The organism is Anabaena sp. AL09 (genome assembly GCF_001672255.1).
GTDB lineage: Bacteria > Cyanobacteriota > Cyanobacteriia > Cyanobacteriales > Nostocaceae > Dolichospermum > Dolichospermum lemmermannii.
The window spans coordinates 23,789-49,518 of sequence record NZ_LJOQ01000041.1 but is presented as its reverse complement, the minus strand read 5'-3'; the positions used below and the strand labels follow the sequence as shown (position 1 = coordinate 49,518).

General features: G+C 38.5%; 21 protein-coding genes, 1 tRNA gene and 1 pseudogene. 12 read left to right on the top strand and 11 right to left on the bottom strand.

Translation table 11 applies throughout. The features are described from left to right. Positions 1–67: 67 nt before the first annotated feature. A tRNA-Gly gene (locus tag AN490_RS08260) sits at positions 68–139 on the bottom strand. Between the two features lie 40 nt (positions 140–179). On the opposite strand from AN490_RS08260, the gene AN490_RS08255 reads away from it, so the two are divergent. After that, the gene (locus AN490_RS08255; protein ID WP_300001648.1) at positions 180–368 is read left to right on the top strand and encodes a hypothetical protein; all 189 of its coding nucleotides are present in this window, start codon (positions 180–182) and stop codon (positions 366–368) included. On the opposite strand, the gene ribH is transcribed toward AN490_RS08255, so the two are convergent. Together ribH and psbZ are read right to left on the bottom strand one after the other, a co-directional pair. Continuing rightward, positions 365–856, bottom strand: a complete 492-nt coding sequence (gene ribH / locus AN490_RS08250) for a 6,7-dimethyl-8-ribityllumazine synthase (protein WP_168633957.1) — start codon at positions 854–856, stop codon at positions 365–367. The genes AN490_RS08255 and ribH overlap by 4 nt on opposite strands. Positions 857–1,050: 194 nt before the next feature. After that, on the bottom strand, positions 1,051–1,239 hold the full coding sequence (psbZ, locus tag AN490_RS08245) for a photosystem II reaction center protein PsbZ (RefSeq protein ID WP_015079221.1): 189 nt from the start codon (positions 1,237–1,239) through the stop codon (positions 1,051–1,053). Positions 1,240–1,587: 348 nt separating this feature from the next. Here psbZ and AN490_RS08240 point away from each other — a divergent pair, with 348 nt between their 5' ends. Continuing rightward, positions 1,588–4,308: a CBS domain-containing protein gene (locus AN490_RS08240; protein WP_300001640.1), complete on the top strand. Its 2,721-nt coding sequence runs from the start codon at positions 1,588–1,590 to the stop codon at positions 4,306–4,308. Positions 4,309–4,473: 165 nt separating this feature from the next. Here the strand turns inward: AN490_RS08240 and AN490_RS08235 are convergent, their stop codons facing one another. Next, entirely contained in the window at positions 4,474–7,467 is a 2,994-nt protein-coding gene (locus AN490_RS08235; protein ID WP_300001636.1) for a type ISP restriction/modification enzyme, read from the bottom strand. Between the two features lie 328 nt (positions 7,468–7,795). On the opposite strand from AN490_RS08235, the gene AN490_RS08230 reads away from it, so the two are divergent. From AN490_RS08230 to AN490_RS08215, 4 genes are all read left to right on the top strand, one after another. Continuing rightward, on the top strand, positions 7,796–8,119 hold the full coding sequence (locus tag AN490_RS08230; protein ID WP_168634919.1) for a DUF6825 family protein: 324 nt from the start codon (positions 7,796–7,798) through the stop codon (positions 8,117–8,119). A gap of 374 nt (positions 8,120–8,493) precedes the next feature. After that, positions 8,494–10,179: an AarF/ABC1/UbiB kinase family protein gene (locus AN490_RS08225; RefSeq protein ID WP_300001631.1), complete on the top strand. Its 1,686-nt coding sequence runs from the start codon at positions 8,494–8,496 to the stop codon at positions 10,177–10,179. Between the two features lie 21 nt (positions 10,180–10,200). Next, positions 10,201–10,929 carry a Stp1/IreP family PP2C-type Ser/Thr phosphatase gene (locus tag AN490_RS08220; protein WP_300001628.1) on the top strand — a complete coding sequence of 243 codons (729 nt, stop codon included), beginning with the start codon at positions 10,201–10,203 and terminating at the stop codon, positions 10,927–10,929. Positions 10,930–11,838: 909 nt separating this feature from the next. Continuing rightward, positions 11,839–12,036, top strand: a complete 198-nt coding sequence (locus AN490_RS08215) for an NblA/ycf18 family protein (protein WP_015079229.1) — start codon at positions 11,839–11,841, stop codon at positions 12,034–12,036. Positions 12,037–12,038: 2 nt separating this feature from the next. Here AN490_RS08215 and AN490_RS08210 read toward each other — a convergent pair whose 3' ends face one another. From AN490_RS08210 to AN490_RS08180, 7 genes are all read right to left on the bottom strand, one after another. Further along, positions 12,039–12,185 (bottom strand): hypothetical protein, encoded by a 147-nt coding sequence (locus AN490_RS08210; RefSeq protein WP_300001623.1) that lies wholly within the window; start codon positions 12,183–12,185, stop codon positions 12,039–12,041. A gap of 47 nt (positions 12,186–12,232) precedes the next feature. Next, the gene (locus tag AN490_RS08205; protein ID WP_300001620.1) at positions 12,233–13,384 is read right to left on the bottom strand and encodes an anhydro-N-acetylmuramic acid kinase; all 1,152 of its coding nucleotides are present in this window, start codon (positions 13,382–13,384) and stop codon (positions 12,233–12,235) included. A 120-nt stretch (positions 13,385–13,504) separates the two neighbouring features. Further along, on the bottom strand, positions 13,505–14,104 hold the full coding sequence (gene kdpC / locus AN490_RS08200) for a K(+)-transporting ATPase subunit C (protein WP_015079232.1): 600 nt from the start codon (positions 14,102–14,104) through the stop codon (positions 13,505–13,507). A 206-nt stretch (positions 14,105–14,310) separates the two neighbouring features. Then, entirely contained in the window at positions 14,311–14,466 is a 156-nt protein-coding gene (locus tag AN490_RS08195; RefSeq protein WP_246863122.1) for a potassium-transporting ATPase subunit F, read from the bottom strand. A 134-nt stretch (positions 14,467–14,600) separates the two neighbouring features. Further along, positions 14,601–16,700 carry a potassium-transporting ATPase subunit KdpB gene (gene kdpB, locus AN490_RS08190; RefSeq protein WP_300001607.1) on the bottom strand — a complete coding sequence of 700 codons (2,100 nt, stop codon included), beginning with the start codon at positions 16,698–16,700 and terminating at the stop codon, positions 14,601–14,603. 103 nt (positions 16,701–16,803) lie between these two features. After that, positions 16,804–18,489 (bottom strand): potassium-transporting ATPase subunit KdpA, encoded by a 1,686-nt coding sequence (gene kdpA / locus AN490_RS08185; RefSeq protein WP_300001604.1) that lies wholly within the window; start codon positions 18,487–18,489, stop codon positions 16,804–16,806. Positions 18,490–18,797: 308 nt separating this feature from the next. Next, on the bottom strand, positions 18,798–19,295 hold the full coding sequence (locus tag AN490_RS08180) for a hypothetical protein (RefSeq protein WP_300001601.1): 498 nt from the start codon (positions 19,293–19,295) through the stop codon (positions 18,798–18,800). 149 nt (positions 19,296–19,444) lie between these two features. On the opposite strand from AN490_RS08180, the pseudogene AN490_RS08175 reads away from it, so the two are divergent. The 6 genes and pseudogenes from AN490_RS08175 to AN490_RS08150 form a co-directional block, all read left to right on the top strand. After that, a pseudogene (locus AN490_RS08175) lies at positions 19,445–19,558 on the top strand (modification methylase NmeDIP); the annotation flags it as partial. Positions 19,559–19,662: 104 nt separating this feature from the next. Then, the gene (gene deoC, locus AN490_RS08170) at positions 19,663–20,358 is read left to right on the top strand and encodes a deoxyribose-phosphate aldolase (RefSeq protein ID WP_300001597.1); all 696 of its coding nucleotides are present in this window, start codon (positions 19,663–19,665) and stop codon (positions 20,356–20,358) included. Positions 20,359–20,432: 74 nt separating this feature from the next. Beyond that, positions 20,433–21,362: a DNA repair protein RecO gene (gene recO, locus AN490_RS08165; RefSeq protein WP_300001594.1), complete on the top strand. Its 930-nt coding sequence runs from the start codon at positions 20,433–20,435 to the stop codon at positions 21,360–21,362. Further along, on the top strand, positions 21,346–22,968 hold the full coding sequence (locus AN490_RS08160) for an MFS transporter (protein WP_300001591.1): 1,623 nt from the start codon (positions 21,346–21,348) through the stop codon (positions 22,966–22,968). The genes recO and AN490_RS08160 overlap by 17 nt, the downstream gene beginning before the upstream one ends. A gap of 293 nt (positions 22,969–23,261) precedes the next feature. Further along, positions 23,262–24,410 (top strand): glycosyltransferase family 4 protein, encoded by a 1,149-nt coding sequence (locus AN490_RS08155; protein ID WP_015079240.1) that lies wholly within the window; start codon positions 23,262–23,264, stop codon positions 24,408–24,410. A 349-nt stretch (positions 24,411–24,759) separates the two neighbouring features. Further along, positions 24,760–25,728, top strand: coding sequence for an orange carotenoid protein N-terminal domain-containing protein (locus AN490_RS08150; RefSeq protein WP_300001587.1), 969 nt, complete (start codon positions 24,760–24,762; stop codon positions 25,726–25,728). Positions 25,729–25,730 lie beyond the last annotated feature (2 nt).

The following is a 25,730-nucleotide window of genomic DNA, read 5'->3' as shown; positions in this document are numbered from 1 at the left end:
TCATCTACCAATTTAGTAGAGATGGAAAATCTTTAGTGTTAATTTAATATATCAACTTTAACTAAAAAGCGGGTGATGGGATTCGAACCCACGACATCAACCTTGGCAAGGTTGCGCTCTACCACTGAGCTACACCCGCGAACTTACCAATAGACTTATTATTCCAGATATATTCAGGTTTGTCAACCCCAGTAGGGGCGAAGCATTTGGAAGATAAATTATCGGTCATTGCCAAAAATAGTTCTCCAAATGCTTCGCCCGTACAGTTGTCAGTTGTCATTACCAATTACCAATTACCTATTACCTATTACCAATTACCAATTACCTATCACCCATTACCCATTACCTATCACCCATTACCCAATTAACCTGCTAAATTCGGGCGTAATTGCCGCATGAGAGTCGCCATTTCTATGGCGTTCATGGCATATTCCCAACCATGATTACTCTTGATGCCGGCTCGTTCTAGGGCTTGCTGCATGGTATCTGTGGTCAAAATCCCGAAAATTACCGGCACACCTGTTTGGAAACTGGCCGCAGCAATACCTTTAGAAACTTCCGATGATACATAATCAAAATGCGGTGTTTGTCCTTTGATGACTGCACCCAGGCAAATTATGGCATCATAACGGCCAGACATTGCTAATTGACGGGCTACATTGGCAACTTCAAAACTACCGGGAACCCAAACATAGTCTACTTGCTGTCCTTCTGGATCAGGATCTATACCATGACGTTTTAAGCAATCTTTACATCCTTCTACGAGTTTCATGGTGACAAGATCATTAAAGCGAGCGATGATCAATGCAAAGCGCAAAGACTCGGTGTGCTGAAAATTTCCTTCAAAAACTGCCATAACTGCCTCTAAATAAATTTACAATAACTGCTTTACTAATATACTTTTCTGCCATCAAAATAGAAGAGCAGGAAAGCACAATCAGGAAAAAGTCGTTTAGAAAAAGAAAATTTTTTCTGTTTAACTCCTTACCTAAGCTTTTCTGCTCTTAATAGAGTATATGGTATGCGTTAGTGAATGATTAAAGCATTCAACTAAATCACAAAAAAGTTTAATATACCAACTAACACGACTAAAGCCGCCCAAATACCTGAACCAACCCAGAGTAGTTTTTTAGATTCTACCCAGTTTTGAGGAGTGGCGTAAACAACAGGTACACCAATCACAAGCACGAAGGAGAACAAGACTAATGATATTAAAGCGATTTGAAATACTATGCTCATTTTGTTTTTCCCAACATAATTAAATCTTAGTTTTCCCAGAACTGCTGCTGTATAAACAGTCTAGGGTTTTCAGTGAACCTTATGAACTCATAAGGCATCACCTGATCAATTAATATTTTACGTCTGGTTGTAACAGTTGCTCACTTCTGATCCGCCAATCTGTTTTTTCTTTCGGTAATTGGTAATTGGTAATTGGTAATTGGTGATTGGTGATTGGGAAATTGATTAAGATAAAAATTATATTCTCTGACTTCTACTTCCTTCTTCCTTCTTCCTTCTTCCTTCTTTCTCCTGACTCCTGACTCCTGACTCCTGACTCCTGACTCCTGACTCCTATCTTAAAAATATATGGATTTAATTCTTTGTCACACAACTGCTGACTTTGACGCTTTGGGGGCAGCGGTGGGGTTAACTTGTCTCAAACCAGGGAGTAAAATTGTCTTGACTGGAGGCGCACATCCTCCTGTACGGGACTTTTTAGCGTTACATCGTGACGAGTATCCGCTAATTGAAAGACGTTCGGTAAATCCTGAAAAAATTCGCTCTTTAATGGTTGTGGATACTCAGAAGCGCGATCGCTTGGGTAAAGCTGCTATCTGGTTCGATTTACCCAATGTCCAAGAAATCATTGTTTACGATCATCATTTTGGACAGGAAAGAGACATTCCCAGCACTCAATTATATATTGACGAAGTGGGGGCGACAACTACCTTAATGGTAGAAGAATTGCAAAAAAATAATATTTCTTTAAATTCTGCCCAAGCAACTGTAATGGCTTTGGGTATTCATGTGGATACAGGTTCATTAACCTATAAACAATCTACAGCCAGAGATGCTTTAGCGTTGGCTTGGCTAATGCAGCAAGGGGCAAATTTATCAGTTATTTCTACTTATCGTGATCCTGGTTTATCACCACAATTACAACAATTGTTAAGTGCAGCTTTAGAAGATTTACAATATCTTTGTTGGCGGGGATATACCATTGCTTGGTTAACAATAAAAACCGATGGTTTTGTCCCTGGTTTATCAAGTTTAGCTTCGGAAATTATTGATTTAACAGAAACCGATGCTGTACTGTTAGCAAATGAATATGCTTTAGGTGAAAATGATTGGCGCTTAACAGTAATTGGCAGAACGCAAATTCCCCAAACAAATCTTAATTCCTTATTTCAATCTCATGGTGGTGGTGGACATTCTCAAGCCGCATCTTTTAATCTTCGCACTACAGATTCCCAACCAATTTTACAACAATTATTAGATGGTTTAAAAGCCCAAATTCCCCATCCTCCCACAGCTAGAGATTTGATGTCTTCTCCAGTGCGGACAATTCGCCCTGATACTACTATAGCCGAAGCCCAGCGGATTTTATTACGTTATGGACATTCAGGTTTATCTGTAGTGAATAGCCAAGATTTATTAATCGGAATTATTTCCCGACGGGATTTAGATATTGCTTTACATCATGGGTTTAGTCATGCACCAGTTAAAGGTTATATGACAAGTAATTTAAAGACAATTACCCCTGATACTTCTTTACCAGAAATTGAGTCTTTAATGGTGACTTATGATATTGGCAGATTACCAGTATTAGAAAATGGGCAATTAGTTGGTATTGTCACCCGCACCGATATTTTAAGAGAATTACATCAGTTAACAATTAAAAATTTAGAATTAAAAATTAAAAATTATTCTCAGGATTTAGGACTGAATAATGAATTAGAAAAACGTCTGACACCGCAACTTTGGCAATTACTGACTACCGCATCGCAAGAAGCAGAAAAACGCGGTTGGCATCTTTATTTAGTTGGTGGTGCAGTGCGAGATTTACTATTATCAAAAGCGGAAAATCGCAGTTTGATGATTAATGATATTGATTTAGTAGTTGATGGTTTTCATAAAACCGCAGATGTCGGTGCAGGGGTAGAATTAGCTAAAGCCTTACAGCAAATTTATCAAAATGCCAGATTAGAAATTCATGGTGCTTTTCAAACTGCGGCTTTATTATGGCATAAAGATTTAGTATTAGACTCATTATGGGTGGATATTGCCACAGCTAGAACTGAATTTTATCCTTACCCAGCAGCTAATCCAGAGGTTGAAGCTAGTTCTATTCGGCAAGATTTATATCGGCGAGATTTTACGATTAATGCCATGGCTTTAAGGTTAACTTCTCCTCGTGCTGGTGAATTATTAGATTTCTTTGGTGGTTTTATAGACTTACAAAATCAGCAAGTTAGAATTTTACACGCTAATAGTTTTATTGAAGATCCAACTCGGATTTATCGCGGTGTGCGGTTTGCAGTGCGGTTTGGATTTTCTCTAGAACCACAAACAGAAACTTATATTCGTTATGCTATAAATAGTGGAGTTTATGATCGCACTAGTCAGGAAAATAGTAAAACTCCGGCTTTGCAAACTCGACTAAAAACTGAATTAAAATATATATTAGCAGCAGATTATTGGCAATCAGCTTTAGAATTATTGGATAATTTGGGGGCTTTACAATGTATTCATCCTACTTTAAAATTAGATGTGGAACTTTCTCGACAATTAAATTTATTAAAACACTGTTTAAGGAAATTTGACAAAAAACAAATTTTAATAAATTGGCAAATGCGTCTAGAAGTATTAATTGCCTATTTACAACCGGAATATCGGGGAAAAGTAGCTAAAAATCTGCAATTAGTTGATGATAGTATTGTCAGATTAGAGAAATTATCTCAAATTCAAGCTGAGATAATTACATTATTACCGACTTTTGAAAAACCCAGTCAAACTATTTATTTACTCAAAAGATATGACTTGCAGACTTTAATCTTAGTTGCTTTACAAAGTCCCCGCAAAATCAGAAGACGGATTTGGCAATATTTAACAAATTGGGGAAATATTCAACCGCTATTAAATGGGAATGATTTAAAACAATTGGGTTATAAACCTAGTCCCCAATATAAGCAAATGCTTGATGATTTATTGACTGCGACTGTAGATGGTATAATTAAGGATAAAGCGGAAGCACAAGAATTTCTAACCAAGCATTATTATTGTCTGAATCAGGATTTAGAGGATTAAAGGATTAACAGGATGTTCTATTTATTAATCCTGTTAGCGTAGCGTGGCTTTAGTAAATTTCCAGTAGGTTGGGTTGACGCAAGGAAACCCAACATTATTAAACGTAATTATTAAAACTTTTGTTGGGTTGCGCTGTCGCTTAACCCAACCTACATGAATATATGATTATTCCATTTCTCTAATTATATTCATTGTTTCCACACTCACGGTACAGACTCTCATTAATAAATCAATTACCTGTTCTTTGTAATCTGCGAAACGATAGGTATTGAATTTTTCCGCAATGGTTGGATCTTTTGGTTTCTTTTCTTTATATTGATCTAATATCCATTCTACCGCGCAACGATTACCTAACATATATTCCCAAGCTATTTTCGGAATATTTTCTAATGTGGTGACATCATCTAAGATAATACTATTTTTGGTTTTATCGGCTTTTAATTTTGCTTTGGGTGTTTTTTGATTGTCTTTTAAGGGAATATCAAGACGGGTTAAGTTATAAGGTGTGACTGTTTCATAATTAATATGTAATTCCATGAGTTGTTTACCCCAATTAACCCATTTTTGGAAGTTTTCATAATAGGGTAAACGGGGAAATTCACGTTTGAGGTTGAGTTCGTATTTGCTGCGATAAGCTGGGTTATGTAATACTGCGTAGGTATAATGAAAGATGTCTATTTTGGTAATTGTTGGATCTTGGTAATGGGTTTGAATTTGTTTTAGTCCCCAGTCGGTTATATTATCAATGCGTTTTCCTTCTTTGTCGTAACGGTACAAGGAAATACATTTTGTTGCATTAGGAAGATAAATATCTAAACTAAAAAGATGTTTAGTAGCTAATACAGAAAAGTTGGATCTTTGCCCAAATGAATATGTTATTATTTTATTTTCTGCTGTTTGTAAATAAATTTCATCTGCTCCACCAACTTCATCCAAAAATATATTAGACTTATAAATAATAAATTTGCAAAATGGGCGATAAAAAATAAATTTAATTCTATTCTCATCAAATTTTTCTTTCTTTGATTGTATATGTCTACGTTTTAAATTTCTTGACCACTTAATACAGGAATCAAACTCTGTTCCTTCTTCATGTTTGTAGTTATTATAAAAATCAGTAAACAATATCATTTTTGATTTAAGATTATTTAAGTCAACATCTATAACCCATTCATCTCTATTTGTAGAAATTCCTAAAGAGAATAACTTATATACTGCTTTTTCTTCAGCTTCAATTTTTGTAGATTTAGTATTTTTATCAGCTAAAACCAACAAAGATTCAAAATCATTAAATGAAAGGTTTACCCAGTTGTTATCATTATCAGGTGTGATATGTTCAAAACAAATATCAGAAAAATTAGATTTAGCAATATATTCTAGTTTTGCGTCAGCAGTATTTAAACCAAAAATTTGGTTATAGTATATTTTACACGGTAACCGTTTAGAGGATGTTTGTTTTATCATAAAACTAATTGCTATTCCTACTTGGACATTAAATACATTACCAGTTTTATCTCCTGCTCTAATATCTCCACCTAAATCAATAATATAAATTTCGCTAAATTCATCAGCAACAACTTTTCTAAAACCATCAGCTTCTTTTGAATGGATAAAAGAAGAATTAGTAATAAAAGCTAAAATTCCGTTTTCATTTAGTCTATTTGTAGCCCAAAGAAAGAAGCGAGAATACATATCATATCGTTTTGTTTTCTGAGCATTGCTATATTTTACATAACTTTCTTTGATTAACTTATCTATTTCTGAGTATGCACGATTTTTGTTATTATCATTTTCATTCTGTTGATTTGCATTATAAGGAGGATTCCCAATAATCACAGAAATAGTTCTATCATTCTGTCTTTTGATTCTTGCGGTATTCTCCACACTCATAGCAAACAAATCCAATTGCTTACCCGCAAAAGATGTATTATCCAAAGTATCCACAAAACAAATATTTTCAAACTCCTCATACACCCCCATTTTCTGCTTATAGGTGTATTCAATATTCAAATTTGCAATGTAATAAGGCAAAATTGCCACCTCATTACAATGAATTTCATGTTTATATTTATGTTCTAAACTCTGCTTTGGTAAATAATCAATTAATTCAGTAATAAAAGTCCCCGTACCCGTTGCAGGATCTAAAATTTCCACATCTTTATCTGCTAACAACTTCCCAAAATGTTTATGTACTAAAAAATCTGTACTTTCTATCATAAACCTAACAATTTCATTGGGAGTATACACAATACCCAACCTATCCGCAGCTTTAGGATTATATGCTTTGTAGAAATTCTCATATAAGGCTTTGAGAAACTTCTGTTTTTCTTGATGATTATAAATATTAGCCGCAGTGCGTCTAATCACTGCATAATATCTTTCAATCGTTCCCAAAGTATTTTTCTTAACGCTTCCCGTAAAAAAGGTAGAAATTACCCCTTGTAATTCTCCCGCAATATTATTTTCTCTGTGAAATTGCGATTCATTAAAAATATTGATAAAAATATCTTCCGTCAAAATATGCTGAATCATCATTTCCCGAATATCAAATAAACTGATTTCTGGGTTAATTGATTCCTTGCAAATACCCCAAAACTTATCCCGCGCAGTTTGAAAAGATGTGTTATTTTCCCCTTGACAATCTATCAAATCTCTGAGAGAATTTAGTACAGCGGGTAAATCTTGCTTAAAAATTTCTATCGCTTCCCGAAAATCCTTAACTTCAGGACGCACATAATTAATAAAACTGGTAATAATTCCATCTACTGCGTCAGCGTCGCGCATGGATACACGCATGGTTTCTGTGCTAGATTGAATTAAAACCGCAGTTTGGGAATCTTCAAATAAAATATTACTATCGGGATAACCTTTATTTAATTTCTTTTCTATTTCTTCATCTAATTTATCATATTGATCTTTACTTTCCCAATAACCCCAATCTAACCGCAAAGCATCTTTAATTGTGCCATCGGGATAAACAAGTTTACCATTTGGTAATCTATAATCTAATTCAGGAATCAGTAAAAAATCTCTCGGTTTGCAATATTCATTGAGGAGATTTTGAAAAGCCACACGAATAGAAGTTTCTTTGCGAGAACCACCATATTGAATGATTTTTTCGACTTCGGCTTGATATTGAGTTACCAGGAGTCTAGACATAGATACACCACAACGTTTTCATAAATATACTTAATTTTAATTGATTGATGTTCCAGAAGTTTCCAAATCCAGGGAATAAATTCCCTGTCTAATAGCTGAAGTCGGTTAAAAACCGACTGTTTTTGGTTATTTTTGATATTTGTAAGATGAATTTTGATTGTTATTTGAATCATGATGTGTTTCAACGCATTTTTGCTCGACCCTTACATTTATACTCAGCAGTAGGACATTTTTTGAGTTAGAAGTCCTTGAGAAAACTTTCAGATAGAAGCATTACGGGCTATATACAGGTTATAATTCTTTTTGCGGAGCAACTTTACAAAAATTTATGAGTAATCCCCTTGTGCAAGCCTTTTTCGTAGGCAGAGCAGTCGCTGAAGTGATTAATGAGCGTGTAGAAGTCGCCTTGACTGATGCTTTGAGTGAACTAGGCAAATTTGATGCTGAAACTAAAGAGCAACTACGCCAGTTTACAGAAGAAGTGATGGCACGAGCTAATCGAGCAGCGGAATCGTCTGCAACTGGTACAACCACAGGTAATAGTTCATCTGGTGGAGATACAGTAGACTTACAGACAGAAATTGACGAATTAAGGGCAGAAATCGCTCTATTAAGAAGTGAATTGCAGAAGCATCGCAATGCTGCAAAATAGGTAATAGGTGATGGGTAATAGGTAATAGGTAATAGGTAATTGGTAATTGGTAATTGGTAATTGGTAATTGGTAATTGGTAATTGGTAATTGGTAATTGGTAATGTGAAAAAATATTCTCCCCTACCTCCCCTACCTCCCCTACCTCCCCTACCTCCCCTACCTCCCTCCCCTACCTCCCCTACCTCCCCTACCTCCCCTACCTCCCCTACCTCCCCTACCTCCCCTACCTCCCCCACCTCCCCCACCTCCCCCACCTCCCCCACCTCCCCTACCTCCCGTACCTCCCCTACTTCCTCTACCTCCCCTACCTCCCGTACCTCCCCTACCTCCCCTACTCCCTGCCTCCGTAACAACCCGACGGTATAAGAAAAATATGGAACAAGGTTACTCAGACAAAGCATACCGTTGGAATCGGGAAGAATACTCTAGCAAACGCCGCTTTGTGGATATTTGGTCTTTTGTCTTGACCTTGATGTTCAAAATTTGGCGCTATAACAAAGCTTGGAGTTACTCCGGTGGTGTAACAGAATCTAAGCAAGCAGCTAGACGCAAAGCCCAAGCAATCTGGATTAGAACCACGTTTTTAGATTTGGGTCCGACTTTTATTAAGATTGGACAATTGTTTTCAACTCGTGCGGATATTTTCTCTGCTGAATATGTGGAGGAGTTATCTAAGTTACAAGATAGAGTCCCAGCATTTAGTTATGAACAGGTAGAAGGAATTATTGAACAGGAATTAGGTAAGACTGTTCCCACACTTTTCCAAGATTTTGAACCTGTTCCCCTCGCTGCTGCTAGTTTGGGTCAAGTCCACAAGGCGATTTTGTATACTGGTGAGTCCGTAGTTGTCAAAGTCCAACGTCCAGGACTCAAAAAGCTGTTTGAAATTGATTTAGGCATTCTTAAAGGTATTGCTCGCTATTTTCAAAATCATCCCAAATGGGGACGCGGCAGAGATTGGATGGGTATATATGAAGAATGTTGTCGCATTCTCTGGGAAGAAATTGATTATCTGAATGAAGGACGCAATGCCGATACTTTCCGCCGGAATTTCCGCCCTTATGATTGGGTGAAAGTACCGAGGGTTTATTGGCGTTATGCTACTTCTAGGGTGATTACTTTGGAGTATGTGCCGGGGATTAAAGTTAGTCAGTATGATGCTTTAGATGCTGCGGGTGTAGATAGAAAAGCGATCGCTCGCTATGGCGCACAAGCCTATCTCCATCAACTTCTCAACAATGGTTTCTTCCACGCTGACCCCCACCCTGGTAATCTGGCAGTTAGTCCCGACGGCGCTTTGATTTTCTACGACTTCGGGATGATGGGAACAATTAAATCCAATGTCCGCGAAGGATTAATGGAAACCTTATTTGGTATCGCTCAAAAAGATGGCGATCGCGTGGTAAAATCTCTAGTTGATTTAGGAGCGATCGCCCCAGTTGATGACATGGGACCAGTCCGTCGTTCAGTCCAGTTTATGCTGGATAACTTCATGGATAAGCCCTTTGAAAATCAATCAGTGGCAGCCATCAGTGAAGACCTGTATGAACTCGCTTATGATCAACCATTTAGATTTCCAGCCACTTTTACCTTCGTCATGCGTGCCTTTTCTACCCTCGAAGGCGTTGGTAAAGGTCTAGATCCAGAATTTAACTTTATGGAAGTTGCCCAGCCTTATGCAATGCAGCTTATGACAGATAACAGTAGTTCTGAGGGGAATAGTTTCTTGAATGAATTAAGTCGTCAAGCAGTCCAAGTCAGTAGCACTGCTTTAGGATTACCACGAAGATTAGAAGATACCCTAGATAAAATAGAACGTGGGGATATCCGTCTGCGAGTTCGCTCCGTCGAAACTGAACGCCTGATCCGGCGACAGAGTAATATACAACTGGCAATAAGTTATGCTCTTATTATCAGTGGTTTTACAATTGCCGGCACAATTCTCCTAGTTAGCCATTATGTCTGGTTAGCAAGCTTTATTGGTTTAATTGCCGCATCAGTTTCATTCATGCTGATTCGGTTGCTTTTACGCCTCGACCGTTATGATCGGATGTATTAATTAATTGTTCACGAAAAATCTATGAAACTTGAATCTACCGGTTGTACAGATCCGGGGCTTATTCGTGCTTATAATCAAGATTCCTACTATATTGATCCCACAGGGCGATTCTTTATAGTTGCTGACGGTATGGGTGGTCATGCAGGAGGAGAAGAGGCTAGTCGCATCGCTACTGCCGAAATTTGTGCATATCTAGAGCAAAATTGGCAATCCCCCGAATCTTCCTCAAAACTCCTAGAACAAGCTTTATCCACTGCAAATAAAGCCATAGTTCAAGATCAGCAAAAACATCCTGAACGTGCTGATATGGGAACGACAGCCGTAGTAGTAGTTATCCGTCCAGATGAATTACCTGTATGCGGTCATGTTGGTGATTCCCGTCTCTACCGTCTCCGAGAATCACAATTACAACAAATTACAGAAGACCATACCTGGATTGCCAAAGCCCTGAAAATCGGTGATATTACTCTTGATGAAGCTAGGGTTCATCCCTATCGTCATGTTTTATCCAGTTGTTTAGGTAGGGAAGACCTGAATCAGATTGATATTCAGCAACTAACTCTGGAAAATGGCGATCGCTTACTGCTCTGTAGTGATGGACTTACAGAAGAACTTATAGATCCACAAATCCTTGGATACATCAGGGACACACCTTCTTTAGAACAAGCTGCTCATGACCTAGTTGAAGCCGCCAAAGAACAAGGTGGACACGATAATATTACCGTCGTCCTTGTGTCCGTAAAAGCCTGATTATTCTCGTTCCTCTCCTTCTTCTCCGTTCCCATACTCTGTATTCCTCGTTCCTCGTTCGTTCCTCGTTCCCATACTCTGTATTCCTCGTTCCCATACTCTGTATGGGAATGAGTCCTAGAAGGCTCTGCCTTCCTCGTTCCCATACTCTGTATTCCTCGTTCCTCGTTCCCATACTCTGTATGGGAATGAGTCCTAGAAGGCTCTGCCTTCAATAATAGTAGAGGCAGAGCCTCTATAATGCATTCTCAGTCAAAGACTGAGAACGAGGGAAACCTTTCTTGCCTCTTGCCTAACTAAAGAAGTAAATATACTTAACGATTTGTTCAAATTGAGCATTTTTTATATTAACAATTTGATAAAAATATTTTTAATCTCCAGAAATTACCACAGGAGCTTAAATTTTTATAATTTCCACAATTGACATATCCTACTTTGTAGTGTGTCTTAAATAAACAGCAAATAAAGGGTTAATCAATCAGAGAATCTAGATAAAAACCAAGTATCAAACTGGTCTTCCTCTCGATTTCTCATTCCATAACTACTGCTACTTAAAGAATCTTCACCAAAATTAAACTATGCCAATTTGGACAAACCCGCTTTCAGTGGAGTTGATTCCTATACCAGTAGATTCATTACCAATTCATACCTCAGAAAAAATAAATTCAAAAAGATGGGCAAATTGTCAAACACTTGTTATCTTTCTTAATATAGAGAAATAAATGTCAGGCAAAATCTAGCCCAGGAATTGCTTATTAGGAATATTACGTAATTAAGCAGATTGCAATCAAAGGAAGTAAAGAATTTAAGTAATCAGCAAAAGCCGATTTTACTTTTAACCGCTAACTTCCAAGTTTTCAATTCTGTGATCAATTTCGATTTTACACGTTGTTTGTTTTGGAGTTGATTATGAATCAAGGAACTGAACTATCTTTGGAACAGCAATTTAGCATTCGCTCCTTTGCCACACAAGTCCAACACATGAGCCACGAACAAGCTCAAGATTTTTTAGTCAAGCTTTATGAGCAGATGGTTGTGCGTGAAGCAACTTATCAAGAAATGCTTAAACATAGCTGGGGTCTAGACTCAGGTGCGAATATGGCATAGAGTTATTTACTATTAACTCTGCTTTTGGGACTCATTTCTAAATAGGAAAAAAGCTGGGGATGTTGGTTTTCTTCTAACTTCCTTCTAACTTCCCCACTCTTGCCTCTTGCCTCTTGCCTCTTGCCTAGTGCCATAACGACGATTTTCAATGCTAACCTACTTATTTTAAGAGGAAGTGTGGCAAATTTAGGGTTAATTAGCTATATTTACCGTGAATTTCCCCTAAAAGCATCTCAAGAGATGCTCCTGTAACGGCGGGTAAATTACCAGGAATACCGATGTTCCGCCAGTATGCTAAAATGGCAAAGGCGATCGCTTCTTTAAAAGCCGCACTTAAGCCAAACTCATCTGTAGTTGAAACTGGAACATTCCCTAACAGTAACTCTAGCCGATTTTTTAAGTAAATATTGCGACTACCACCACCACATAATAATACCCGATGTGGTCTTCTGGGGAGAAAAGTGTCATAACTATAAACAATAGAAGCTGCTGTCAATTCTGTAATGGTTGCTAAAAAGTCTGCGGAATTGAGTTGGTAGGCTTGGGCATTCTCTAAACAATCATGCAAGTAAGTGACACCAAACAACTCCCGTCCAGTAGATTTAGGCGGTGGTAAATGGAAATATTCGTGACTGAGCCATTGTTCTACTAAGGGGTAACAGGGTGTACCACTAGCAGCCCAATCACCATTTTCATCATAGCTTTTAGCCCCATTTGTAAAATGTTGCACAGCTAAATCCAATAGGCTATTACCTGGGCCTGTATCCCAACCGCGAATTTGCGACAACCAATCATGACTACGGGCGGGGAGATAAGTGACATTACCAATACCACCAATATTTTGGATACAACGTTCTTCCTGGGGATGACTGAGTAAATAGGCATCTATTTTCGGAACAAGGGGCGCACCATGACCATAAGCAGCTATATCTGCCGTTCGGAAATTACTGATAGTAGTAATACCAGTGAGATGGGCTATCAACGCCCCCCGACCTAGTTGGCAACTATAACCTAGTTCTCCTAATCCCTGGGGTGGACGATGATAAACAGTTTGACCATGAGAACCGATCAAGGTAGCTCCTTGATGACCAATTTGAATATGTTGAGCAGCTTCAGCAAAATTCCGAGCGATGGCATCATCTATTGCTGCTAATTCGGCTATTGATACAGCAGTACCAGCCCCAAGCTCTAAAATATGTTCTCTGAGTTGCGGGGGGTAGGGATATGTTTCCCCTGCGAGTAATTTCACCTTCAGATCCAACTCTCTACCAGAAATTTCGACTAAAGCAGTATCTATCCCATCTACAGACGTACCACTCATTAAACCAATTACGCGAGTCCGTTGCATTGACTCAAATACTCTTATGGATTTGCGATCGTAGTGTAATTGATCCCATTACCCATGTCAAAACAAAAAGGGGTATATGGATCTAAAAACGCAAGTTATGAGCTTATAAAGTATAACTAACTAATTTTGCTGACGATTCATATCTTGCAAATCCAGAGCATAATTTAAGCGTAAAATATTTACCCCTGGTTCTCCAAAAACGCCTAAAAATCTCCCATCAATATACTTACTAATTAACGGAATGATGTCATCCTCCCTAATCCCCCGCGCTTGTGCTACCCTTTCTATCTGTTGTCGTGCTGCTTTCAAAGAAATATGGGGATCTAAACCAGAACCTGATGTATAAATCAAATCGGCCACAGGTTGTTTATTCTCATTCTGAAATTCTTCTGCTTGCTTGAGAATGCGTTCCTTGAGTGCTGGATTAGTCGGAGCAAGATTACTGCCTCCAGAGATACCAGTCGGTTGAGCTTTTCTACCTTGGCTATATTTAACAGCACTCGGACGACCATGAAAATAACGGTCTGATGTAAATCCTTGACTAATCAAACTTGAACCAATAGGTTGATCTCTGACATTTAACATCATGCTACCATTAGCTGAAACTGGGAAAATTGACTGACCTACTAACAACACAAAAAGAGGATATATAATTGCGGTTAATAACCACATTACTAAAGTTATTCTCACTGCTTTGATAATTTCTCGAATAATAGACATAATTTAATCTTGAATTTTATTTTAATTTGTGAATTATGGCTCTACCGTTCCCTTTATGTAAAACAACATTTATAGTAAGTTGGGTTAAGGAACGAAACCCAACATCCCTTGCTCTCCTACTGCTAATGTTGGGTTTCACTTCATTCAACCCAACCTACATTAAATTAATATTCTTTACCATAAGGGGATCGATAGAACCTGAATTATTAAAACCGTTCTGGTTGAAAAATGACTATTAATAAGTATATTACTAACATTAAAGTAGTAACCCCTAAAACACCAACTGCCCAAGTTGAAACTCGATCTAAACTAATAGTAGTATTAGCATAAACCACTGGAGCAATCAACAAATTCAAAGACATCACTATAAAAATAATGATGGGTAATTGGGATTTAAACCTAGAGAATCGCATAAATGGTATTATTTTCATAAGTCAGAAAGTAAGAAACAAGAGGCAAAAGGCAAGAATTCCCAATTAGCTATTGATTTAATTGTTTACGCTAAACCCACAAACGTAATCATCATATCTATGAATTTAATCGCAATAAATGGAGCAATTACCCCACCTAAGCCATAAATTAAAATATTTCGTTGCAGAAGTTGATTAGCTGTCAAAGGTCGAAACTGAATACCTTTTAATGCTAGAGGAATCAAAGCCGGAATAATTAAAGCATTGTAAATCAATGCCGAAAGAATAGCCGAATTAACGCTACTCAAGTTCATAATATTCAAGCTTTCTAAATTAGCAGCAGTGAAAAGTACCGGAATAATCGCAAAATATTTAGCAATATCATTAGCAATAGAAAACGTTGTCAATGCCCCACGAGTAATTAACAATTGCTTACCAATACTCACAATATCAATTAATTTGGTGGGATCAGAATCTAAATCCACCATATTAGCCGCTTCCTTAGCTGCTTGCGTTCCCGTATTCATTGCCACACCTACATTAGCCTGTGCTAAAGCCGGAGCATCATTAGTTCCATCCCCCGTCATCGCTACAATTTTACCCTCAGCCTGTTCCCGTTGAATCACACTGATTTTATCTTCTGGTGTCGCTTCAGCAATAAATTCATCTACTCCAGCTTCCTTAGCAATCACAGAAGCAGTAATTCGGTTATCTCCCGTGAGCATGATTGTCCTGACTCCCATGCGTCGGAGTTGGTCAAATCGTTCGCGGATAGCAGGTTTCACAATATCTTTGAGATAGATAACACCGTAAATTTCATTATCGAGACATACGGCTAAAGGTGTACCGCCTTTATGAGAAACTTGTTCATAAGCAACATCTAATTCCGGGGTATCCTGTCCATGACGAGAGAGGACAAAGCCTTTAATTGCTCCTACTGCGCCCTTCCGCACTTCCCTACCACCAGCTAAATTAGTACCACTCATGCGGGTTTTTGCCGAAAATTCTATTCCCTGTGCTTGTTTGCGGTCTAAATCAAAATTTGCACCTAACTTTTCTGCCAGTCGGACAATAGATTTACCTTCGGGAGTATCGTCAAAGATACTAGCTGCCAAAGCCACATTCGCAATTTCTGTGATTGAGTGGCCATTGATAGGAATAAACTCTTCTGCTAAACGATTGCCAAGGGTGATTGTCCCGGTTTTGTCAAGAACGAGAGTATTGATGTCTCCACAGGCTTCTATTGCCCTGCCAGAAGTGGCAATGACGTTAAATTGTGCCACTCTATCCATCCCGGCAATGCCGATGGTACTCAGCAAACCGCCGATTGTTGTGGGTATAAGTGCTACCAGGAGAGCAATGAGAACAGGCACACTAACAGGACTATTCACATAGTAGGCAAAGGCGGGCAGGGTTGCTACTACGAATAAAAATACTAAACTCAGAACCGCTAATAATACTGTTAAAGCAATTTCATTGGGTGTTTTAGTGCGTTCTGCTCCTTCCACTAAGGCAATCATCCGGTCAATAAAGCCTTTACCTGGTTCAGCCGTGACGCGAATAATCAACTCATCGGAAAGGATGCGTGTACCACCTGTAACTGAACTAGCAACATCTGAACCAAATTCTTTGAGAACTGGGGCAGATTCGCCTGTAATCGCTGATTCATCCACAGACGCGACACCCATGATTACTTCACCGTCTGCGGGAATAATATCACCGGAAACGACGTATATAGTATCGCCCTGTTTCAAACTGCCAGAGGGAACTTCTGTAATTGTGCCGTTAAGGCTGATAGTTTTGGCGCTGGTGGCTGACTGGGTGGAACGTAAAGTGTCAGCTTGGGCTTTACCTCGTCCCTCTGCTACGGCTTCAGCAAAGTTGCTAAATAGAACTGTGAAAAATAAAATTCCTGTTAACAGCCCATTAAACAGATAGGGATTTTTTTGATTTGTTGGTCCAAATAATTCGGGATAAATGGTTAGGAAGAGAGTAATAATTGTTCCTATCCATACCAAAAACATCACCGGATTTTTAATGGCATATTGGGGATACAGTTTCCTAAAAGCATCGCCTATTGCCCGAAAATACAGTCCTTTGTTAGTTACTCGCGTTTTCCTAAGTTTCTTACGGCGATAACGAGGACGGGGTGTTTTAGAATTAGAGTTATTTCCGTTTGAGTTCATATATTGATAATTGATATAGCAGGAGTCACCGAGTCAGGAGTCACCGAGTCAGGATAAAGAAAGAAGAAGAAAAGAAGAAAATTCCTCTCCTCCTCTCCTACTGCTAACTACCAGCAGCGAGTTTAAAACCTTCGGCGATTGGTCCTAAAGCTAAAACTGGGAAAAATGTCAGGATTCCTAAAATTAGGGTGACACCTGCGGTAATCCCAGTGAATAGCAAAGAATCAGTTTTCAAAGTTCCCCGGCTTTCACAGACTATTTGTTTTTCAGACATACTATCAGCTAAAAGGAGCAGGGCAATAATTGGTAGATAACGTCCTGCAAAAATACTAACAGTTGTACTTAAATTCCACCATAACGTCCCGTCATTTAATCCCTCTAAGCCAGAACCATTATTAGCTGCGGCTGAGGCATATTCATAAACTACTTGGGAAATACCATGAAAACCTGGGTTACTAATTCCTGATAAAGATATAGGATAAGCTAAAGCTACAGCACTGGGAATTAAAACCATCATCGGGTGAATTAATAGCACCACACTAGCCAGGACAATTTCTCGTTTTTCAATTTTGCGGCCAAAAATTTCCGGGGTGCGCCCTACCATTAACCCAGTGATAAAGACGGTGAAAATCAGATAAATGAAGAGATAAGCCGTTCCTATTCCCTCTCCTCCCCAAATTATTTGTAAAAATAGGTTGAATAAGCTGGAAAATGTGCCATTAGGCATGAGGGAATCGTGCATTCCGTTGACAGCACCGCACATGGTGGCGGTAGTTGTAATTGCCCATAATGCGGTTTGCGCCCAGTCAAATCGGACTTCTTTGCCTTCTAGATTGGGTAATTCTAATCTCAAAGCATTATTAATCAGAGGATTTCCTTGTAATTCTCCTGTGGCTGTAACGCCAATGAGAACGACAAAGATGATAAACACCATCCAATATAATAACCAGGCTTGTTTGAGGTTGTTGGCAAATATTCCGTAGGTGTAAATTAGGGAGGTGGGAATGGCCAACATGGCGATGATTTCGATTAAGTTAGAAGCGCCATTGGGATTTTCAAACGGGTGCGCGGAATTAGCTGCAAAAAATCCGCCGCCATTTTCACCTAGCATTTTAATCATTTCCCATGATGCCACTGGACCTCTAGCTATATACTGAATTCTTCCTTCTAAGGTTTCTACTACTAGGGTTTTGGCTAAGGTTTGGGGTACACCTGAAATAATTAGAGCGATCGCCCCCACAATAGATAAAGGTAATAATATCCTAGTGATAGCCTGGGTAAAATCTACATAAAAATTCCCCAGTTTTCTCCCTGTTAATCCTCGGATAAAGGCAATTCCCACTACTAAACCACTAGCCGCTGAGGTAAACATTAAAAAACCTAAAGCCGATGTTTGGCTAAAATAACTAAAGGTATTTTCTGTGGCGTAATGCTGTTGGTCGGTATTCGTCAGGAAGGAAATAGTAGTATGTAATAATAAATCCCATCTCATTCGTCCCAGTTCATTGGGATTCCAGGGCAGAAATTTCTGATAATAGAGAAGGGCATAAACTACCACACCCATTACTAAATTGCTACATAGTAAGGCGCGGATATACTGCCAACCCGTCATATCATTTTTTTTACCCACACCCCCTAAAATATAAATTATTGCCTCTATTGGCTTCATAACAGGATCAAGGATTGTCCTTTCTCCCAAGAAAACGCGGGCTATGTATTTTCCTAGTATGGGCGTAATGAATACGACAATACACAGCGTTAAAGCAATTTGTAAAAAACCTTGTCCCATGTAGTTTGCACTCTATTCAACTGAAGTTCTAGCCAGTTAATACTCAACAATCAGGCCTAAATTAGTAGTAAATTGAATTTTTCATCCCACCGCAATCAATATAGTATTGTTTGATCTGAGTTTAACTAAATATTTTATGCAGTATATTTTTAATTTATTTAACCGCACATCAGATTATAGTTCACCATTCCCTAAAAATATGCTTTAAATTATCGTTAAGTCTGCCTAAGTATAAATCATCTAGTGATTGGTATATTTTTAGATATAAATTTAGTCGATGTAAGTATATGCCTATGATTATAGGCTAATTAGCTCAACTGACGATGAACTGCAAATAAACAATCATTATATTGCTTGTCAACCTCAAGATTTGTAAACGCCCAAGCTACTTTGTATGGCTTTTGGTATTCTCCTAACATATTAATCCGGTGACAAATATCAGGAATTTTCGTCAAATATCTAGGAGTTAAGGGAAAATCACAGGTAAATATACCTTCAACTCTTTGTGTCGCACCTGGGATATATTTAATCATGATTGCTACGCAGTAGGTATCCTCTGATGTATGCAGGACTTGAACTAACCCATCATGACTGATATTTACTAGATGATCAGGTAATTTCAAGGATTGGCTAGTATCTAAGGGTATATTTTGAGTTTTTACATAGTCGAGAATTTCCTGATATTTTGCCAGTGCTAAACGCTTTTGGTAAAAGTATTTAATCTCAAGAATTGAACTAATTATCCAATATACTACTTGTACCGATAATAATATAAATCCGCTGAATATTCTTTGTAATTTATACATTTTATATTATGATTCAGATGATTACACAATATAGAATATATTGATTAACGTAAGGATTCAAATTTTGCACTACGCACTAAACCGCCTACGATTAAAATCGCAGGCTAATAGCCAAAGTCCATTCAAGTTGGCTTGGCTCCCTGAGAGTGTCAATTCCAGAAAATATGTCACTTACGAATATGTTTAAAACCGTTGGAAATGGTGTTCCCTACTTAGCCTCAAAAGCCTTAGCGCAAACTATTCTTGACTTTTTAAATACTTAGTTATAAGACTTCAGATCCCCGACTTCTTCAAGAAGTCGGGGATCTTGTGGTTGTTAATGGTTTAATATATAAGAAATACTTTAATTTTTCATAAAGAAAAAACGATGGCAGCAGACTATCCCAACATTGATATTGCGCCATTTATTGACCACTCTCTGTTACTACCAATTGCCACCCCAGAGCAGATTAGTCAATGGTGCGACGAAGCATATAGATATAACTTTGCAGCGGTATGTGTGAATCCCTGTTATGTCAAGCAAGTAGCAGAACTACTGTATAAAAAAAATCCTCAAGTTTGTACAGTCATTGGTTTTCCCAATGGTGCAAATACTTCAGATGTGAAGTTATATGAAGCCAAAGAAGCAGTAGATAATGGCGCTACTGAGTTAGATGTAGTCATTAACATAGGCTGGTTGAAAGCCGGGAAAACAGAGGAAGTTCACTGGGAAATTGCCACAATTTGCGAAGAAGCCGGACAACCTGTCAAGGTAATTTTAGAAACTAGCCTCCTGACGGATACAGAGAAACAAATCGCTGCGGAACTGGCTATGGATGCTGGTGCTGCATTCTTAAAAACCAGTACAGGTTGGAATGGTGGCGCAACTGTAGCAGATATTAAGCTTTTGAAAGAAATAGCAAAAGATAGGGTAGGAATCAAAGCATCAGGAGGTATTCGCACCCATAATGATGCCTTAGAGTTAATTATGGCTGGTGCGACTAGATTAGGCACATCTCGTGGTGTGGATTTACTTCGTCAACGCCATAACCCAGAAAAAGAAAACAAAGAAAAGAGTGAGTAGTCATTTACTCATTGTCAGTTGTAATTTATTTTGCCACTGACAACTGACAACTGACAACTGACAACGGACTAAAAATGAGTAAAACCTACAAAGCAACTGGTATTAATCTCAAAGCGCAACCACTGGGTGAATCAGATAAAATAGTCACAATTTTAACTCAAGAATTTGGGCTAATTCGGGCAGTTGCTACGGGAGCGCGGAAACAAAACTCCAGCTTGGGGGGGAGAATGGGGATGTTTGTCATCAATGAATTACTAATTTCCCAAGGTAGAAATCTCGATAGAATTACTCAAGCTGAAACTATAAAAACTTATCCCGGTTTATCTAAAGATTTAGGTAAATTAGCTGCTAGTCAGTATTTAGCTGAAATAGTCTTATGTCAAGCGTTAAGCGAACTACCCCAAACAGAACTTTATGAGTTATTTAATGAACATCTTCAACGCCTAAATGATATACCCAAAACTGAAATAAAATGTGTAGTTGCGAATTTAGTCCAAGGTGTATTTCAGCTTTTAGCCTTAGCAGGACTGACACCACAAGTAGAATCCTGTTGCTTAACCCAACGGCTTTTAACTCCAGACTGGACAAATCCCCATTGGCAAGTGGGATTTAGTATTCCTTCTGGTGGGATAATTTGTTTAGATGCTTGGAAAAGCTTGCGAACAGAAATAGAGCAGGAAAACCGGGAAAATAGGGAAATGCAGGAAACAACAAAGAAAAGTGTTCCCAATCCCCAATCCTGTGCCTCTAACCCTAGCTATGAAACAGTTTTTCATCAGCAGGAGTTACCAATTATTTCTCGTCGGTTAAATGGGAAACAACTGGTTATGCTTCAACATCTGTCGGAAACAGAGATAATGAAAATAGATGCAGCCTCAGATTCTGGATGGTTAGCTGTTGAGCAAATTTTGCGCCAGTATGTCCAGTATCATTTAGGACAACCTATTCGCTCTGCCACTTTGATTGACTCCTATTTTGCCACCAACCATGATGCAATCGTCTGATTTAGATAAAAAAGGCCGAACTCACTCACCTAGCGACGCTAAAAAAAAGCATAAAGCATCAGATCATAATGTTGCTTCTTCCCCTAAAGTTAGTCATATTCATAGTCCAGAAATGTCACTCAAGGATGTTTCTGAAAATGGGAATTGCACATTAGAAATTCCCTTGACTGATATCCCCAAACCATCAAAAATTCCGCAGACAAATGGCAAAATTAATGGTGTTCCAGAAAATGTCCCAACTACAACGGAATTAACACCGGAAACACTACCATTAATAGATGCTGGTTCGGGAGGTGCAGATTCGGAAAATAATCAACAGGTGGGTTTTTTACCTGTATTGAAAAATCCGAATTTTCTCGCTCTTTGGGCAGGTCAAGTTTTCTGTCAATTAGCTGATAAGGTTTATTTAGTATTGATGATTGCTTTGATTAATAGTCAGTTTCAAGCTAGTGATCAAAGTATTAGTGGTTGGGTTTCCGCTTTAATGATGGCGTTTACAATTCCCGCCGTATTATTTGGTTCTGTAGCTGGAGTTTTTGTAGATCGTTGGTCAAAAAAAGTTGTTTTGGTAGCATCAAATATTTGGCGCGGGATTCTGGTATTGCTCATTCCTTCCCTGTTATGGTTAACCCATGATTGGCAGCCTGTGGGAGTTTTACCCGTGGGTTTTTTGATTATTTTAGGTGTGACTTTTTTGGTTTCTACCTTAACACAATTTTTCGCACCGGCAGAACAATCGGCTATTCCTTTAATAGTGAAAGAACAGGATTTGCTTTCGGCTAATTCTCTCTACACTACGACAATGATGGCTTCGGTAATTGTCGGTTTTGCCGTAGGAGAACCAGTTTTAGCCTTAGCAGATGGACTGTGGATGCAATTAGGTGGTAGTGGGGGATTGGGTAAGGAAATTCTGGTGGGTGGCAGTTATGCGATCGCTGGGTTAATATTATTCTTACTCCAAACTAACGAAAAACCTCATCCCCCAGAAACAGAATTTCCCCATGTTTTCTCGGATTTGCGCGACGGGTTACGTTATCTCCAAGAAAATCATCGTATCCGCAATGCTTTATTACAACTAATTATCTTATTTTCTGTCTTTGCAGCCCTGACTGTGCTTGCAGTTCGCATGGCAGAAATTATTCCGAATATGAAAGCCTCTCAATTCGGCTTTTTATTAGCATCTGCTGGTGTGGGTGTGGCGCTTGGGGCGACAATTCTCGGACAATTTGGACAACGCTTTTCCTATAAACAACTCAGTTTTTGGGGTTGTCTAGGTATGGCAGCATCTTTAATTGGTTTATCATTGTTTACAACCCAACTCTTGCCTGTGCTGCTCTTCATTGCCCTAGTGGGAGTATTTGGGGCTTTGGTGGGTATCCCCATGCAAACTGCAATCCAAACCGAAACACCCCCAGATATGCGAGGTAAGGTATTTGGTCTGCAAAATAATGTGATTAATATTGCCCTTTCTCTACCTCTGGCTTTAGCTGGTGTAGCGGAAACTTTTATCGGCTTAAAAGCAGTATTTTTTACCTTAGCTGCCATTGTCTTAATTGGCGGTCTGTTTACCTGGTATAATTCTGGTGAATCCTCAGATGGCAAATAGCCAAAAACTGCATCAAACTGTTGGGTTTTGTGCTAAACTTAATCCAGCAAGATGCAAAATACTTGCTGGGGATAAACTAAATAATCAGCATATTAATTTGTAATCAAGTTAAAAGATTTATAAATTATGAGCATCATCAATAAAGCCATTTATTGACTTTTTAATTACCAAGATTATTTAGGTTTAAAAGTTAGAGATATCTGAGTTTTTGTGAATATCAAAAATTCAGCTATAACAACTTCATAATAAAAACAGTATATTTTACCCTCGCTTTTTTTATAGATAACCTAAGAATGCGTATAGCTTGGATTGGAAAAAAAACACCCTTTTGCGGTAACGTCACCTACAGTCGAGAAATTACCAACGGACTCCTAGACAGGGGACACGAAGTTAGTTTTCTACACTTTGCCCAAGAAGAAGCGACAACTGACAATTGGCCTAATTTTCAGGAAGTTCCTTTGCCATTTATTTACAAGTCCCAGGTTTATACAATTCCCTCTTTCAAAGCAACTAAGGTTTTGAAAGATTCTTTGCGGGAAATTAAGCCGGATATAGTTCACGCTTCTCTGACTTTATCAACTTTGGACTTTGTTCTACCAGAAATTTGCGAAGAATTAAATTTGCCCCTAATTGCCACTTTCCACACTCCATTTGCAGGTAAGGGGGCAAAATTATTATCGAGTACCCAACTTTTAGCTTATCAACTTTACGCTCCTTTTTTGGATCATTATGATCGGGTAATTATCTTTTCCCAAATTCAGCGGGAATTGTTATCAGGTATGGGTGTGAGGGAAAAAAAGATTGCTGTTATACCTAATGGTGTAGATCCTGTTAAGTATTCTCCCGGTGTTTCTCATGTGAAAGCTGAATTTGGCGCTGAACGTTTGTTTGTTTATCAAGGGAGAATCGCTCAAGAGAAAAACGTTGAATCTCTCTTACGTGCTTGGAAACAATCACATATGGGCGTTAATACCAAATTATTGATTGTGGGTGATGGTCCATTAAAGCCTTCTCTAGAATCATTTTATGGACGAGAATATGGCATCATCTGGTTAGGGTTTATCGCTGATGAAGATCGCCGCATCGAAATTTTACGGGGTTCTGATGTATTTATTTTACCTTCTTTGGTAGAGGGTTTATCCTTGTCTCTATTAGAGGCAATGTCCTGTGGTTTAGCTTGTTTGGCTACTGATGTTGGTGCAGATGGAGAAGTTTTAGAAAAGGGTGCGGGTGTGGCAATTAATACAAGCAGCGTGCGATCGCAATTAAAAACCCTCTTACCACTATTTCAAGATCATCCAGAGTTAACCACATTGTTGGGAGAAAAAGCCAGAAAGCGAGTATTAGAACGCTATACCCTGAATGATAACATCACCCAATTAGAAGAGCTTTATAGCCAAGTTCTCGCACAGCGACCTTTAACACTGAGTTGGGGTATTTAGGTAACTTTACCATATTCTCATCAGTTATGGGACTAATATTTGATTTTTTAAATATACGTAAGGTGGGCATTGCCCACCCTACATTACTTAAAATTTTTTAAATATCAATTATAATTCCTATATAATCCATAAATCTTTCTCTCTAATCCTAGAGGGAAAGATTTTTATTGTCTATTTATTCAGAATTAAAAGCCATATGTAATCCATTTTGTCAATTCGCAATTTCTATTCTTTACAAGAAATAAAAGTGTCGTTACATTATTTTACATAAGACATAAGTTCATCATAAACATTTTTAGCTGATGTCTTCATAGCGACTAATTAACACATAATCTTGGAGATTCCGATTGTGGCTTTAACTATCCAGTCCGCTCAAACTATTTTTTCTAATACTCAACTTCCTAGTCCTATTCCCGCAACAATAGCGTTATTTGATCAACTTAACGTTGATGATCAATTAGCTTATCTTTGGTATGCTTATACTGAAATGGGTAAAACCATTACTCCTGCTGCACCTGGAGTAGCCCGCTTGCAACTAGCAGAAAGTTTGCTTACCCAAATTAAGCAAATGTCTCGTGAAGATCAAACAAAAGTCATGCGGGATTTAGCCAGCCGTGCTGATACTCCTATTAGCCGTTCCTATGGTTTCTTTAGCGTCAACACCAAACTCGCTTTCTGGTTCGAGTTAGGAGAATTGATGAAACAGGGAATCATCACTCCTGTCCCCGTTGGTTATCAAATGTCTCCTGGTGTAAAATTTGTATTAGAAGCCACACAAAAACTTGATCAAGGTCAGCAAATCACCGTATTGCGGAATACCGTAGTAGAGATGGGATTTGATACTTCTGAACTTGGACCAAGCAGTTATCCCAAAGCAGCTAAAGAACCTGATTTCCAACGGACAACCCCAGTTATTTCCTCAGTGAAAATTGACGGGATTACAGAACCCGCTGTCTTGGGCTACATTGAAGCCATGAATGCAGATAAATTTGATGCTGCTATTGCGCTATTCACTCCCGACGGTGCGCTACAACCACCATTCCAAAAACCCATTGTGGGACCAGAAGCGATCGCTAAATATATGCGCGAAGAAGCACAAGGACTAAACATGATGCCACAACAAGGTATTTGTGAAGTTCAAGCAGACGGTTCTAAGCAACTGAAAATCACAGGAGTAGTGCAAACTCCTTGGTTTGGTGTCACAGTTGGCATGAACATTTCTTGGCGGTTTTTAATCAATCCTGATGGAAAAATATTCTTCGTAGCGATTGATATGCTGGCCTCTCCTCAAGAACTAATGAATCTGCGCCGCATTTAATT

Bases quoted from the DNA above. Each gene is read 5' to 3' on its own strand.
- ribH (WP_168633957.1), bottom strand. From the start codon at position 856: ATGGCAGTTTTTGAAGGAAATTTTCAGCACACCGAGTCTTTGCGCTTT.
- psbZ (WP_015079221.1), bottom strand. From the start codon at position 1,239: ATGAGCATAGTATTTCAAATCGCTTTAATATCATTAGTCTTGTTCTCC.
- AN490_RS08240 (WP_300001640.1), top strand. From the start codon at position 1,588: ATGGATTTAATTCTTTGTCACACAACTGCTGACTTTGACGCTTTGGGG.
- AN490_RS08235 (WP_300001636.1), bottom strand. From the start codon at position 7,467: ATGTCTAGACTCCTGGTAACTCAATATCAAGCCGAAGTCGAAAAAATC.
- AN490_RS08230 (WP_168634919.1), top strand. From the start codon at position 7,796: ATGAGTAATCCCCTTGTGCAAGCCTTTTTCGTAGGCAGAGCAGTCGCT.
- AN490_RS08225 (WP_300001631.1), top strand. From the start codon at position 8,494: ATGGAACAAGGTTACTCAGACAAAGCATACCGTTGGAATCGGGAAGAA.
- AN490_RS08220 (WP_300001628.1), top strand. From the start codon at position 10,201: ATGAAACTTGAATCTACCGGTTGTACAGATCCGGGGCTTATTCGTGCT.
- AN490_RS08215 (WP_015079229.1), top strand. From the start codon at position 11,839: ATGAATCAAGGAACTGAACTATCTTTGGAACAGCAATTTAGCATTCGC.
- AN490_RS08205 (WP_300001620.1), bottom strand. From the start codon at position 13,384: ATGCAACGGACTCGCGTAATTGGTTTAATGAGTGGTACGTCTGTAGAT.
- kdpC (WP_015079232.1), bottom strand. From the start codon at position 14,104: ATGTCTATTATTCGAGAAATTATCAAAGCAGTGAGAATAACTTTAGTA.
- AN490_RS08195 (WP_246863122.1), bottom strand. From the start codon at position 14,466: ATGTCTTTGAATTTGTTGATTGCTCCAGTGGTTTATGCTAATACTACT.
- kdpB (WP_300001607.1), bottom strand. From the start codon at position 16,700: ATGAACTCAAACGGAAATAACTCTAATTCTAAAACACCCCGTCCTCGT.
- kdpA (WP_300001604.1), bottom strand. From the start codon at position 18,489: ATGGGACAAGGTTTTTTACAAATTGCTTTAACGCTGTGTATTGTCGTA.
- AN490_RS08180 (WP_300001601.1), bottom strand. From the start codon at position 19,295: ATGTATAAATTACAAAGAATATTCAGCGGATTTATATTATTATCGGTA.
- deoC (WP_300001597.1), top strand. From the start codon at position 19,663: ATGGCAGCAGACTATCCCAACATTGATATTGCGCCATTTATTGACCAC.
- recO (WP_300001594.1), top strand. From the start codon at position 20,433: ATGAGTAAAACCTACAAAGCAACTGGTATTAATCTCAAAGCGCAACCA.
- AN490_RS08160 (WP_300001591.1), top strand. From the start codon at position 21,346: ATGATGCAATCGTCTGATTTAGATAAAAAAGGCCGAACTCACTCACCT.
- AN490_RS08155 (WP_015079240.1), top strand. From the start codon at position 23,262: ATGCGTATAGCTTGGATTGGAAAAAAAACACCCTTTTGCGGTAACGTC.